We start from the raw sequence: 12,676 nt of genomic DNA, 5'->3' as shown, positions 1-12,676 counted from the left end.
TGTCAGCGGTCTCCCGGGCCCTTCGCCATCGCCTGGAACACCCCATCGCGCCGCACCCACAGGTGGAACAGCGCCGCACTCAAATGAAGCACCACCGTGGCGAACAACACATAGGCCAGCAGGCTGTGCGCGCTGCGCAGCGCGGCGTACAGCGCCACGTCGTGCGGCAGGATCGGCGGCAGCAGCACGCCCTTCCACATCTGGATCGGGTAGCCACCGGCCGACAGCATCGCCCAGCCCACCAGCGGCATGGCCAGCATCAACCCGTACAGAACCCAATGCGAGGCATGCGCGGCGGCCGCCTGCCACGCCGGCAGATCCGCCGGCAGCGGCGGTGGCCGATGGCGCAACCGGTTGATCAGCCGCACCAGCGCCAGCAGCAGGATCGCGATGCCCAGCGGCCGGTGCAGGTCCACCAGCAGCGGTCGCCAGTGCAGCGAGGCCACCATGGTCACGCCAACGAACAGCATGGTCAGGATCAGCACCGCCATCAGCCAGTGCAGCACGCGCGCGGTGAGGTTGAAATGCCCGGCATCACGGCTCATTGCGCCTTCTCCTTGCCACTGGCCAGTTCGCGTTCGCGGCGGTTGAACGATTCGGAATACACCGCCGAACGCGCGGCCAGGATCGGGTCATCGCTGCCGGCAATGCCGCTGGGCAGGATCAGGGGATCGAAGTTGAGGTTGTTGCAGGCACCGCCGGCCTGAGGCTGCAGCGCGGTCAGGGTCAGCGTGCCCAGCTTCACCTGGCGGCGGTCTTCGGGCCACGGAATCGAGGGGTCGTTCACCGCATCGCCGGCTGCGGCAATGGTCGCCCACATCTCCCACTGCACCGGCCCGTTGGCCAGGCGCTGCTGGAACTCATCGCTGAGGTAATCCAGGCTGGCCTGTTTGCGCTGCTCGGCATCCATGGCTTCGAACGGTGCCAGCGGGCGCATGCTCCAGCGCACCACTTCGGTGTGGCCGTCGGCGTTGGTGAAGCGGAAGCTGTTCACCCCGTTGTAGGTGGTGTTGGCCCAGCTGGTGGACCACGGCGCGGTCTTTGCCCATTCGCCGAAGGCCTTCGCCGATGGGTACTTGGCTGCGATGGCTGCCATCTTCGCCGGGTCCGGCTTGCCGGTGGCCGGGTCGGGAATGCCGGCGCGGGTCTGTTCCAGGAACGCCTCGGTGGTGGGCACCGCGAAGAACGGGAAGCTGTTCATCGCCGTGCGCCATTCCTGGCCGTCATCGCTGACCAGCTGCAGCGCCATGCTGCGCACGCGCGCATTGGCGTCTGCACCGTGCGGATCGCCGCCGCCGATCGACAGGCGGCCCAGCACCGGTACCTGCTGCTGGCGGAACACCCGCGCCGCGCTGAGTGCGGCCCCTTGCGGGGTGCCCTGGAAGCTGCCGCTTACGCACGCGCCCTTGCTGTGCGCGCGGCGGAAACCGGGGTGGTTGGCACCGGTGGCTTCGATGGTGTCGGTGAAGGTCTGCACGGTGGCGCGGTCGCGGCCCAGCCAGCCGGCCAGCCAGGCGAAGGCCAGCACCAGCACGCCGGCGATCAACGCGATCAGCGCGATCCACAGCAGCGGGGAATGCGGGGGGCGCGGGGCATCCGGCTCACGGCCGGCGCGGGTATAGCGGAAGAGCGACATGGGCCGTTACCTGCCTTCTCGAACGTGAGGGGGTGGGTGCGGCCATGGTGTCAGAACCCCGGTCGCCCCGATATTCACATTTTCGACAAGATTCAACGAACGATCCCCGCCGGGGCGGGGATCGGTTCGGTTCGGCGTTACGCGTATCGCGTTTTCAACATCGACCACGCCGAGCGCAGCGCCAGGGCCTCGCCACCGGCCGGGCGGCCCGGGCGTTCGCCGTCATTCCAGGCGTACACATCCAGGTGCGCCCAGGCCTGGCCTTCGGCGATGAACCGCTCCAGGTACAGCGCTGCGGTCACTGAACCGGCCATGCGCGAACCGGCGTTGGCCAGGTCGGCAATGCCGCTGTGCAGGTAGCGCAGGTACGGGCGCCACAGCGGCATGCGCCAGACCGGGTCGCGGGTGGTTTCGCCGGCCTGCAGCCACTGCTGGGCCAGGCTGTCGTTGTTGCTGAACAGCGCCGGCAGGTCCGGGCCGAGCGCGATGCGCGCCGCGCCGGTGAGCGTGGCGAAATCCAGCACGATCTCCGGCTGCTGTTCGCTGGCGTAGGTCAGCGCATCGCACAGCACCAGCCGGCCTTCGGCATCGGTGTTGTCGATTTCGATGCTCAGGCCCTTGCGGGTCGCGATCACTTCGCCCGGGCGGAACGCATCCGGGCCGATCGCGTTTTCCACCGCGGCAATCAGCAGGGTCAGCTGCACCGGCAGCTCCTGCGCCATGATCAGCCCGGCCAGCGCCAGCGCGTGCGCGGCGCCGCCCATGTCCTTCTTCATGTTGCGCATGCCGTCGGCCGGCTTGATGTCCAGCCCGCCGGTATCGAAGCACACGCCCTTGCCCACCAGCGCCACGTGCGGCCGGCCGGCCTGGCCCCAGCGCAGCGCGATCAGGCGCGGCGCGCGGTGCGAGGCGCGACCCACCGCGTGGATGGCCGGGAAATTCTGCTCCAGCAGCGCGTCACCGGTGATCACTTCGCACTGGCCACCATGGGCGGCGGCCAATTCACGCGCGGCGTCTTCCAGCTGCTGCGGGCCCATGTCTTCGGTCGGGGTGTTCACCCAGTCGCGCACGCGCAGGCTGGCGGTGATCACATCGCGCACTTCGGCGGCCGGGCTGGCCACCAGCTGCGCCGGGGCGCGGTTGGGCTTGCGATAGCGCGCGAAGCGGTAGCTGCCCAGGCCCCAGCCCAGGTGCAGCAGGGTTTCGATGTTGGTCGGCAGCGCATCGGCCAGCTGCCACACGCTGCCTTCGGGCAGTGCGAACGGGGCGTGCGCATAGGCATAGGCATCGCCCGGGTCGCCCACGCCGACGATGGCGCCGGCAAGGCCGTGTTCGCCCGGCAGCAGCACCACGCTGCCACCGCTGCCGTTGAAGTGCTGCGCATCCAGCCAGGCAACCAGGGCCGGGCTCTGCTGCGCGCGCCACGCCGCGAACTGTTCGCGCTCCATGACATGCAGCGGCAGGGCCTTGGCCGAATCGGTGGTGAAACCGGTGATCTGGGTCATGCGGGGTCGTGCTCCGTTCGTGGTCAGGCGGTCTGTGCCGATGCGTTCGCATCGAGCCAGTCGGCCAGCCCGGTCAGGGTGTCGAACTGCAGGTCAGGCTGCAGCGAAGGATGGTGCCAGGTGTGTTCAACGCGGTTGATCCAGCAGCCGCGCAGGCCGGCCTGCATCGCGCCCACCACGTCCATTTCGATGTGGTCGCCCACGTGCAGCACCTGCGCCGGGGCCACCCCCAGGCGCTCGCAGGCAGCGTGGAAGATGCTGGCGGCCGGCTTGGCCGCGCCGTGTTCACGCGAACCCAGCTGGAAGGCGAAGTGGTGGTCCAGCCCAATCCGGGCCAGGTCGGCGTTGCCGTTGCTGAGCGCGGCCACCGGCACCCGGGCGGCGATGCGGGCCAGTGCGTCCACCGCATCGGGGTAGAACTCCACCTGGTTGCGTGCGGCGTAGAACGCCTCGTAGGCCGGTTCCAGCAGGGCCAGGTCCGCCCCGCTGTTTTCCAGCGCCTCGCGCAGGGTGAGCCGGCGCAGGGCGCTCAGGTCGTAGTGCAGGTGCGGGTTATCGCGGAAGGAGCGCTCACGCAGTTCGCGCATCGCCGCCACCGGGTACATCGCGGCGGTGGCGGGGCTGTGCTGGAGCATCCACTCGTACAACACCTGGTCGATGCGGGCGCCGATGGGGGCGAACGGCCACAGGGTGTCGTCGAGGTCGAGAGTGATGGCTAGGACGGGAAAATTCACCCGCCCATTCTACTCCAACAGTTTCGCCCACCCCTGGGTGCCGTCCAGGCGCGCCAGTACCAGCTTGATGCAGACCAGCAGGGGGACCGACAGCAGCAGGCCCACCATGCCCCACAGCCAGCCGAACACCATCAGCGCCAGGATCAGGATCAGCGGCGAAATCGCCATCTGCCGGCCCAGCACGATCGGGGTCACCACCTGGCCTTCAATGGTGTGCAGGGCCAGGTAACACGCCGCCGGCAGCAGGGCATGGAACGGGTCGCTGAACTCCACGAAGCCCATCAGCAGCATCAGCGTCACCCCGATCAGCGGGCCCACGTAGGGTGCGAAATTCAGCAGCGCCGCCACCGTGCCCCACAGCAGCGCTTCCTGCAGGCTGATGCCCAGCAGCAACAGCACCCCGGAGAAAATCAGCCCCACCAGCGTGTTGATCACGGTGATGGTCAAAACATAGCGCGAGACCTCACGTTCGATCGAACGCAGGATGTCGGTAGTGAACCGCTGCTGCTGCCGGCTGGGGAACAGCGCGATGGCATGCTTCTGCAGGTTCTGCCCGTAGATCATGAAGAACAGCGTCAGCAGCACCACCGCCAGCACGGACGCGGCCAGTCGCGGCGCCCGGGTCAGCACCTTGTACGGGTCATCCAGCTGGGTGCGCACCACCTGCACCCGGCGGCTGCCCTCGCCACCCGCCACGCGCGCGAAATTCTCCGCCGCCTGGTTGGCCTGCTGCACCGGCTTGGTCAGGTTCTGCACCTGCCGGGCCACCTTGCGCAGCTGTTGCGGCGCTTCCTGTGCCCATTCCATCGCAGGGCCCACCAGCTGCACGCCCAGCGCGGCCGTGCCGCTAAGCCCCACCCCGATCACCAGCACCGCCGCCAGGAAGCGCGGAACCCACAGCCGGCCCAGCAGGCGCAGGATCGGGTTGCCGACCAGCGCGAAGAACATGGCCAGCAGGATCGGCAGGATGATTTCCTGCGCGGCCCACAGAGTGAACGCCACCGCCAGCATGGCCAGCACCACCAGCGACATCGGCGCGCGCGGGCGCGGCGGGGGCGGTACCGGTACCGGCAGGGGAGCGTCGGCAGGGGAGGGCGCAGGAACGCTCATGCAGGTCGCACGCTGGAGAGGAGACGCATTATTGGGCAACCCGGGTGCGTGCGGCGTGTGGAATGGGAGGGCCGGCCAACGGCCGGCGCTACCGGTTAACGTTCGGAAACGTCGGTGGCCGCTTCCGCTGGCAGTGGCTGCGGCTGCGCCGCCTCCTGCGTGGCGGTTACCCGTGCCCGCGGCGCAGCGGCATGGGCGGCGGCCCGAGCCGGTGCTGCAGGTGGCGTCGGGTCGACCGCTTCATCCACCTTGTCCGCAGCCTGTTCGGCGGTTTCGGCCGCCTCATTGGCCTGCATCGAGGCGAACGCCGCCTGTGCGCTGGCCATCAGGTTGGACACCGAACCAATCATCTGCAGCCAGCGGGCGCCGTGGAAACGGGTGCTGCCGGGCTCCAGCTTACCGGCCAGGAAACCACCGGCCAGGCCCACGCTGATGATGCGCAGCGGGGTCCAGCCTTCGCGCCAGGCCTGGCTCAGGGTGAACCAGCTGCACTGGGTCTGGTCGACCCGGATCGAGACCACCTGTTCAGCCCGCTTGACGCGGTGGCGAAGGGCTTCGAACTTCATGGCGTACGCTCCGGTGCCCGCACATCCGCATCGGGATCGTCTTCGGTGGGCTCATCGAACAGGCCCAGCCGCGACAACTGGCGGCGGGTGGCATGCATGCCGGTGTGGCGGAAGAAGAACGACACCCGCCAGATCGCATAGCCGGTCATCACCAGGCTCACCAGCGAGGTGATCAGCAGCGAATGGAACCAGGACAGGCCCCAGCGTTGCATCAGCGCAATCAGCGTGCCGGCCAGCAGCAGCCATGCCGAGGCGCCGAACACGATCGCCACCCCGCTCCACGCCAAGGCCCGACCGAACGCACTGCGTGCCAAGGCAAATTCAAAAGAGGCCAGACGGCGCAGCGAACGCAGCGTGTGCTTGGCCGAATCCACGGTTGCGCGGCCGGCCTGGCCGACCTCGCGGATGCTTTCATCCAGGCGCGGCGCGCGCTGCCCGGCATCGCCCTCCGGTGGAGGCGTTGCCGCCCCACCGTCAGGCGTCGACTGTGCTTGATCGCTCACGCCGACTTACTTGTCGCCGCTGCGGGCAAGCTTGGCGATGATCCAGCCGGCGGCAAACGCCACGCCGAACGAGGCCAGCGGGCGCTCGCGGATCAGCTCGGCGGCGCTGTCGACCAGGTCCTTGCCCTTGTCCATCAGCGCATCGACCTGTTCCTTGGCAGCAGCACCGCCGAATTCAGCAGCAGCCAGCCCGGACAGTGCGGTGTCGGAGAGTTCGGCCTTGACGTTGGCCTTGCCGATACGCAGTTCGTCGGTCGCCGCGCCGGTGGCGCCCTTGATTGCGCCGCCGGCAGCGGTGGCAGCCGACTTCAGGTGCGAACCGGCTTCACCCAGGTGTTCCTTGAGGTTTTCGGTATTGGTGGGGCTCATCGTGTATCTCCGTAGTAAGCGATGGGGAAGGTGACCGCAGGCCATGCCGGTCGAAGCGAACTGAAGGTAATAGCACTGGCAGGGTGTAGAGGGCGTCAGCTGGTGTGATCCGCGCGCGAAGGTTGCCTGACCGGTTCAGCGCATCTCCAGTTCGCCGCGCGCATTGCCGCGCACCACGCGCAGCACCAGCTGCTGCGGGCGCTGCTGGAAATTGGCGCGCCAGCTGGCCAGGTCGGCGAATTCACCCACGCTGGCCTGGATGATCAGATCGCCGGCGACCAGGCCCGAATTCGCCGCGCGGCTGCCGCGCTTGACCTCGCTGACCATGACCCCGCTGCTGCCGGCCTGGCGCAATGTCTCGGGCAGGTCGACGAAGGTGGCGCCGCTCAACCGCGGGTCCAGCGATTCACCGGCAACCGCGCGCGGCTGTTCCTTCAGCGTGGCCTTGAACGTCAGCGGCTTGCCATCACGGCGCACCTCCAGTGTCAGCGCGCTGCCCACCGGCTGCAGGCCCTCCACGTTGTGCAGCGCCACCGCGCCATCCACCCGCTGGCCATTGGCCGACACCACCACATCGCCCGGCTTCAGCCCCGCCGCAGCGGCGCCCGAACCGGCCAGCACGCGGGTGACAAGCGCGCCACGCGCTTCGCTCAGGCCCAGGTTCTGCGCCAGCGCCTGGGTGAGGTTCTGTGCTTCGATGCCCAGCGTGCCGCGCACCACCACGCCATGCTTGATGAGCTGGTCCACCACATCGCGCGCCAGGTTGGTCGGAATGGCCAGGCCCAACCCGATGTTGCCGGCCATGCTGCCCTGCGGGTTGAAGCTGGCGGTATTGATGCCCACCAGCTGGCCCTGCAGGTTGACCAGCGCGCCGCCGGAGTTGCCCGGGTTGATCGAGGCGTCGGTCTGGATGAAGTTCTGGTAGCCAAGCCCGCGGATGCCGGTACGGCCCACCGCCGAGACGATGCCCGACGTGACCGTCTGGCTGAAGCCGAACGGGTTACCGATGGCCACCACAAAGTCGCCTACGCGCAGCTGCGTGCTGTCGCCCAGCGGCAGCGCGGTGAGCCTGTCGGCCGGAATGCGGATCAGCGCAATGTCGGTATCGCGGTCCGAACCGAGGAACTCGGCCTTGACCGTGCGTCCGTCCGACAGCGTCACCTGCACATCGTCGGCGTTCTCGATCACGTGGTGGTTGGTCAGCACCAGGCCTTCGGCCGCATCGATGATGACGCCCGAACCGAGCGATTCATTGATGCGCTCCTGCGGCACTTCGGGGAACAGGCGGCGGAAGAACGGGTCGTTGAAGTACGGGTTGCGCACCCGCACCACCTGCTTGGTATTGACGCTCACCACCGCCGGCATCACCCGCTCCAGCATCGGCGCCAGCGACGGCACCGGCTGCCCGGCCACCGATGCAGGCAGCGCGGCGGTCGCCGGAATGGCCAGCGTGGCCGGCGCCGCTTCAGCGCGGTTGTCCAGATGGGCGTTGATGGCGGAAGCGACAAAGCCTCCGAAGGCGGCGGCAAGCGCGAGCGTGAGCAGGGTCGGGAGCGGTCGCATGGGAGTCCGGTGGGCGGAAAACACGTATACGGTAAATCAAGCTGAATGAGTCTGTGCGCTGCCGGCTAAACCGGCGATGAAATCGACCCCGGCCACTGCCGCCCCTGCGACCTTCCGTGCCGTTGACACGCCCCCGTGCCGGCGTAAGCTGGATCCAGGCCGGCCACTAGATGTTGCGTTGCCGACCCAGAGTGCCCCAAGGCGTTGGGTTCGCCAGCGGGTACACCCGGTGACCACGCGATGGAGCCTGCCTCGAATGCGTACGGTGCAAACGGACGTGATTCCCCCGGAGCTGGCCACGGGCGACGTGCCGCTGCAGCCGGCGTCGCTGGATATCTGGGACAAGAAGTACCGGCTCAAGACCAAGCAGGGCCAGGCGCTGGATGCGGACATCGACGCCACTTACCTGCGCGTGGCGCACGCCCTGGCCGACGCCGAACTCACCGAGGACAAGCGCCGGCACTGGCGCGAGCGCTTCACCTGGGCGCTGCGCCGTGGCGCCATTCCCGCCGGCCGCATCATTTCCAATGCCGGCGCGCAGGCGCACAAGCCGGCCACCAGCACCATCAACTGCACGGTCTCGGGCACGCTCGAAGATTCGATGGACGGCATCCTGCGCAAGGTCCACGAAGCCGGGCTTACCCTCAAGGCCGGCTGCGGCATCGGCTATGAGTTCAGCACGCTGCGCCCACGCGGCGCGTTCGTGGCAGGGGCTGGTGCACACACCTCCGGCCCGATGTCCTTCATGGATATCTTCGACAAGATGTGTTTCACCATCTCCTCGGCCGGCGGCCGCCGTGGTGCGCAGATGGGCACCTTCGACGTCTCGCACCCGGATGTGCGCGATTTCATCCGGGCCAAGCGCGAAGACGGCCGGCTGCGCCAGTTCAACCTGTCGCTGCTGATCACCGATGGCTTCATGCAGGCCGTGGACAACGACGCCGACTGGCCGCTGGTGTTCCCGCTGAGCCTGCACGAGGCGGGCGAGTTCGACCTGGCCGATCCGGCCGCCGTGCAGTGGCGCGAATGGCCCACCCACCGCGACTACGTGGTCCGCGAAGATGGCCTGGTGGCCTGCCGCGTCTACGGCCAGATCCGCGCCCGGCACCTGTGGGACATGATCATGGTGTCCACCTATGACTACGCCGAACCGGGTTTCATCCTGATCGACCGGGTCAATGAAATGAACAACAACTGGTGGTGCGAGGACATCCGCGCCACCAATCCCTGCGTCACCGCCGATACCTGGGTGCACACCGCCGCCGGGCCGCGCCAGGTGGCCGAGCTGATCGGGCAGGGGTTCCACGTGCGCGTGGAGGGGCAGGACCATGCCACCACCGATGCGGGGTTCTTCCGCACGGCGCGCAAGCCGGTGCTCGCCCTGCAGACCCGCGAAGGCCATCGGCTGCGGCTGACTGCCGACCATCGGGTTCGCCGGGTCACCCACCGCACCCGCTGGCAGGTGCAGAGCGAGTGGTGCGAGGCGGGCCAGTTGCAGGCGGGGGATGAGGTACTGCTGCAGGACCATCGCGCCGCCCCGCACTGGCCGGGTGCGCTGGCGCATGAGCAGGGTTACCTGCTGGGGCTGCTGATGGGCGACGGCACGTTGAAAGAGGAAGGCGCTGTGCTCTCGGTGTGGAGCCCAGCGGCAGTGGCCAATGGCGCGCCGGCGACGCCGGCACCCGGAGCGCTCGCGCTGATGGGTGAAGCGCTGCGCTGCGCGAAGACGCTGCCGCACCGGGCCGATTTCACCGGGTGGGCCGAGGTGGGCGGCCGGAGCGAATGGCGCCTGAAGTCCGCGGCATTGCGTGATCTTGCTCAGCAGCTGGGCATGTCCCCCGGTGATAAGCCGATTACCCCGGCGCTGGAAAAACTTTCCAGCGATGCCTGCCGTGGCTTCCTGCGCGGCCTCTTCGACGCCGACGGCAGCGTGCAGGGCAATCAAGGCAAGGGCGTATCCGTGCGGTTGGCGCAGTCTGATCGTCCGCGCCTGGAGGCGGTGCAGCGCATGCTGCTGCGGCTCGGCATTCCCTCCACCCTCTACGCCCGCCGTGAGGCCGGACACGCCGTGCTGCCGGATGGCCGCGGTGGCCAGCGTGCTTACCCCGCCCTGGCCCAGTTCGAACTCGTGATCAGCGGCGAAGGCATAGCCCGCTACGACGCGCTGATCGGGTTCGCCGACACCGACAAGGCCGCGCGCTTGACCCGGACGCTGGCCGCCTACCGCCGCACGCTCAACCGCAGCCGCTTCTTCGCCACCGTCGAAAGCGTGGACCCGGACGGGGTGGAAGACGTCTACGACGTCCAGGTACCTGGCATCCACTGCTTCGACGGCAACGGACTGCATGCCCATAACTGCGGCGAACAGCCCTTGCCCCCGTATGGCGCGTGCCTGCTGGGCTCGGTCAACCTCACCCGCTTCGTGCGCGAGCCGTTCACCGCCCAGGCCCGGTTCGACTGGGACGAATACAAAGAAGTGGTGCGGGTGTTCACCCGCATGCTCGACAACGTGGTGGAGGTCAACGGCCTGCCGCTGGAACAGCAGCGCCAGGAGATCCTGCGCAAGCGCCGGCACGGCATGGGCTTCCTGGGCCTGGGCTCCACCCTGGCCATGCTGCGCATGACCTATGGCGCGCCCGACGCCTGCGACTTCACCGAGGCCATCGCCCGCGAGATGGCCGTGGCGGGGTGGGAAACCGGGCTCAGCCTGGCCCGCGAAAAAGGGCCGGCGCCGATCATGCAGGAAACCTTCGAGGTCACCGCCGCCATGCTGCGCCAGCGCCCGGAAATGGCCGCCGATGGCTGGCGCGCCGGCCAGCAGATCGAGGGCAAGGTGCTGCATGCCCGCTACAGCCGTTACATGCAGCGCATCGCCAGCGTGGCCCCGGAGCTGGTGGAGGAGCTGGCCGAGATCGGCGCCCGCTTCACCCACCACAGCTCCATCGCGCCCACCGGCACCATCAGCCTGTCGCTGGCCAACAACGCCTCCAACGGCATCGAGCCCTCGTTCGCCCACCACTACAGCCGCAACGTGATCCGCGAGGGGCGCAAGAGCAAGGAGAAGGTGGACGTGTTCTCCTACGAACTGCTGGCCTACCGGCACCTGGTCAACCCGCAGGCCATGCCGTTCGCCGACGAGGATGGCGCCCGCCTGCCGGACTACTTCATTGCCGCCGACGATATCTCGCCCAAGGCGCACGTGGATGTCCAGGCCGCCGCGCAGAAGTGGGTGGACAGCTCCATTTCCAAGACCGCCAACGTCCCCACCGACTACCCCTACGAGCAGTTCAAGGACATCTACCGCTATGCCCACGCGCAGGGATTGAAGGGCTGCACCACCTTCCGTTTCAACCCCGCCGCGTTCCAGGGCGTGCTGGTCAAGGAGGCCGATCTGGAGAACACCACCTACCGTTTCGAACTCCAGGACGGCGCAGTTGTGGAGGTAAAGGGCAACGAACAGATCGAGTATGACGGCGAATTGCACACCGCCGCGAACCTGTTCGACGCGCTCAAGGAGGGCTATTACGGCAAGTTCTGATTGTGCAGCCGAAGCTGTTTTCAAGTGGTTTCATGCGTGATTCCCGTCCGCGCCGGATTCATGGCGCCGGCCGGGCAAGCACAAAGGCGGCTCACGGGCTGCGACAAGACCGTTCCACGATCGTCCGCGCCGGTATAGCATCGCCAGCGAAATCACTGACTGGCCCCTCAGGAGGCAAAACATGAGCAACGGAAATGGCGTCACCGCGACCCTGTCGCAGGGTGTGGAAACTGTGAAAGAAACCGCCGGCAACGTTGGCGAGACCATCGCCCACACCGCTGAAGAAGTGGTCGCCTCGGTGAAGAAGACCGCCAAGCGCGCGCGCAAGGCTGCCACCACCCAGGTTGCCAAGGTCAAGAAGGCTGTCAAGAAGGCCGAGAAGACCGTCGCCAAGAAGGCTGACAAGGCCGCCAAGTCGGTCGGCAAGAGCCTGGCCACGGCCAAGAAGAAGCTGGAAACCGCCAAGAGCAACGCCAAGGCCGAGGCCGCCGCGCTGACCAAGAAGGTCGCCAAGAAGAAGGCCGCTGCTGAAAAGGCCGTGACCAAGACCACCAAGGCTGCCAAGAAGGTTGCCGGCAAGAAGGTCGCCACCGCCAAGAAGGCCGTGACCAAGAAGACCGCCGCCGCCAAGAAGGTCGTGGGCAAGAAGGCTGCCACCACCAAGAAGGCTGTCGCCAGGAAGTCGGTTGCTGCCAAGAAGGCCGTGACCAAGAAGACCGCCACCGCCAAGAAGGTTGTTGGCAAGAAGGTCGCTACCGCCAAGAAGGCTGTCGCCAAGAAGTCGGCCACCGCCCGCAAGGTCGCTGGCAAGAAGACCGTGGCCGCCAAGAAGGTCGTAGGCAAGAAGGTTGCCACCGCCAAGAAGGCAGTCGCCCGCAAGTCGGCCGCCACCAAGAAGGCCGTGACCAAGAAGACCGCCACCGCCCGCAAGACGGTCGGCAAGAAGGTCGCTGTCGCCAAGAAGACCGTGGCCCGCAAGTCGGCCGCCACCAAGAAGGCTGTCGCCAAGAAGACCGCCGTTGCCCGCAAGTCGGTTGCCCGCAAGGCTGCACCGGCCAAGCGCGCCGCCAAGACCGTGGCCCGCAAGGCCCCGGCCAAGCGCGCCCGCAAGTAAGCAGGTAATGCACGGCGCCTGCCCCGCGCGGGCGCCGT

11 protein-coding genes are annotated in these 12,676 nt (G+C 67.8%); 2 read left to right on the top strand and 9 right to left on the bottom strand.

Going from position 1 to position 12,676, the window contains the following annotated elements; translation table 11 throughout:
* Positions 1-2: 2 nt before the first annotated feature.
* From V9K91_RS17645 to V9K91_RS17605, 9 genes are all read right to left on the bottom strand, one after another.
* Complete coding sequence (locus tag V9K91_RS17645) at positions 3-545, bottom strand: cytochrome b/b6 domain-containing protein (RefSeq protein WP_068848619.1); 543 nt, start codon at positions 543-545, stop codon at positions 3-5.
* A complete protein-coding gene (locus V9K91_RS17640; protein WP_095362590.1) occupies positions 542-1,636 on the bottom strand; it encodes a catalase family peroxidase in 1,095 nt (364 codons plus the stop codon). Before V9K91_RS17640 ends, V9K91_RS17645 begins: the two co-directional genes overlap by 4 nt.
* 137 nt (positions 1,637-1,773) lie before the next feature.
* Positions 1,774-3,141: a M17 family metallopeptidase gene (locus V9K91_RS17635; protein WP_095362591.1), complete on the bottom strand. Its 1,368-nt coding sequence runs from the start codon at positions 3,139-3,141 to the stop codon at positions 1,774-1,776.
* A 23-nt stretch (positions 3,142-3,164) separates the two neighbouring features.
* On the bottom strand, positions 3,165-3,875 hold the full coding sequence (locus tag V9K91_RS17630) for an HAD family hydrolase (protein WP_095362592.1): 711 nt from the start codon (positions 3,873-3,875) through the stop codon (positions 3,165-3,167).
* A gap of 9 nt (positions 3,876-3,884) precedes the next feature.
* On the bottom strand, positions 3,885-4,985 hold the full coding sequence (locus tag V9K91_RS17625) for an AI-2E family transporter (protein ID WP_068848627.1): 1,101 nt from the start codon (positions 4,983-4,985) through the stop codon (positions 3,885-3,887).
* A gap of 95 nt (positions 4,986-5,080) precedes the next feature.
* Positions 5,081-5,551, bottom strand: a complete 471-nt coding sequence (locus tag V9K91_RS17620; protein WP_336443672.1) for a protein sip-5 — start codon at positions 5,549-5,551, stop codon at positions 5,081-5,083.
* Positions 5,548-6,054 carry a hypothetical protein gene (locus V9K91_RS17615; RefSeq protein WP_093535002.1) on the bottom strand — a complete coding sequence of 169 codons (507 nt, stop codon included), beginning with the start codon at positions 6,052-6,054 and terminating at the stop codon, positions 5,548-5,550. Before V9K91_RS17615 ends, V9K91_RS17620 begins: the two co-directional genes overlap by 4 nt.
* A gap of 6 nt (positions 6,055-6,060) precedes the next feature.
* On the bottom strand, positions 6,061-6,423 hold the full coding sequence (locus tag V9K91_RS17610) for a hypothetical protein (RefSeq protein ID WP_068848632.1): 363 nt from the start codon (positions 6,421-6,423) through the stop codon (positions 6,061-6,063).
* 135 nt (positions 6,424-6,558) lie between these two features.
* The gene (locus V9K91_RS17605; RefSeq protein ID WP_095362594.1) at positions 6,559-7,986 is read right to left on the bottom strand and encodes a Do family serine endopeptidase; all 1,428 of its coding nucleotides are present in this window, start codon (positions 7,984-7,986) and stop codon (positions 6,559-6,561) included.
* 256 nt (positions 7,987-8,242) lie between these two features.
* On the opposite strand from V9K91_RS17605, the gene V9K91_RS17600 reads away from it, so the two are divergent.
* A complete protein-coding gene (locus tag V9K91_RS17600) occupies positions 8,243-11,524 on the top strand; it encodes an LAGLIDADG family homing endonuclease (RefSeq protein WP_095362595.1) in 3,282 nt (1,093 codons plus the stop codon).
* 181 nt (positions 11,525-11,705) lie between these two features.
* Entirely contained in the window at positions 11,706-12,638 is a 933-nt protein-coding gene (locus tag V9K91_RS17595; protein WP_095362596.1) for a histone, read from the top strand.
* The last annotated feature ends 38 nt before the right edge of the window (positions 12,639-12,676 follow it).

Origin of the sequence: Stenotrophomonas sp. CCNWLW57 (genome assembly GCF_037203925.1) — a bacterium.
Lineage (GTDB): Bacteria > Pseudomonadota > Gammaproteobacteria > Xanthomonadales > Xanthomonadaceae > Stenotrophomonas > Stenotrophomonas rhizophila_A.
This window is presented reverse-complemented; position numbering and strand designations above follow the sequence as displayed.

Excerpts from the sequence above, each read along its gene's own strand:
- V9K91_RS17645 (WP_068848619.1), bottom strand. The coding sequence starts at position 545 with ATGAGCCGTGATGCCGGGCATTTCAACCTCACCGCGCGCGTGCTGCAC.
- V9K91_RS17640 (WP_095362590.1), bottom strand. The coding sequence starts at position 1,636 with ATGTCGCTCTTCCGCTATACCCGCGCCGGCCGTGAGCCGGATGCCCCG.
- V9K91_RS17635 (WP_095362591.1), bottom strand. The coding sequence starts at position 3,141 with ATGACCCAGATCACCGGTTTCACCACCGATTCGGCCAAGGCCCTGCCG.
- V9K91_RS17625 (WP_068848627.1), bottom strand. The coding sequence starts at position 4,985 with ATGAGCGTTCCTGCGCCCTCCCCTGCCGACGCTCCCCTGCCGGTACCG.
- V9K91_RS17620 (WP_336443672.1), bottom strand. The coding sequence starts at position 5,551 with ATGAAGTTCGAAGCCCTTCGCCACCGCGTCAAGCGGGCTGAACAGGTG.
- V9K91_RS17610 (WP_068848632.1), bottom strand. The coding sequence starts at position 6,423 with ATGAGCCCCACCAATACCGAAAACCTCAAGGAACACCTGGGTGAAGCC.
- V9K91_RS17605 (WP_095362594.1), bottom strand. The coding sequence starts at position 7,986 with ATGCGACCGCTCCCGACCCTGCTCACGCTCGCGCTTGCCGCCGCCTTC.
- V9K91_RS17600 (WP_095362595.1), top strand. The coding sequence starts at position 8,243 with ATGCGTACGGTGCAAACGGACGTGATTCCCCCGGAGCTGGCCACGGGC.
- V9K91_RS17595 (WP_095362596.1), top strand. The coding sequence starts at position 11,706 with ATGAGCAACGGAAATGGCGTCACCGCGACCCTGTCGCAGGGTGTGGAA.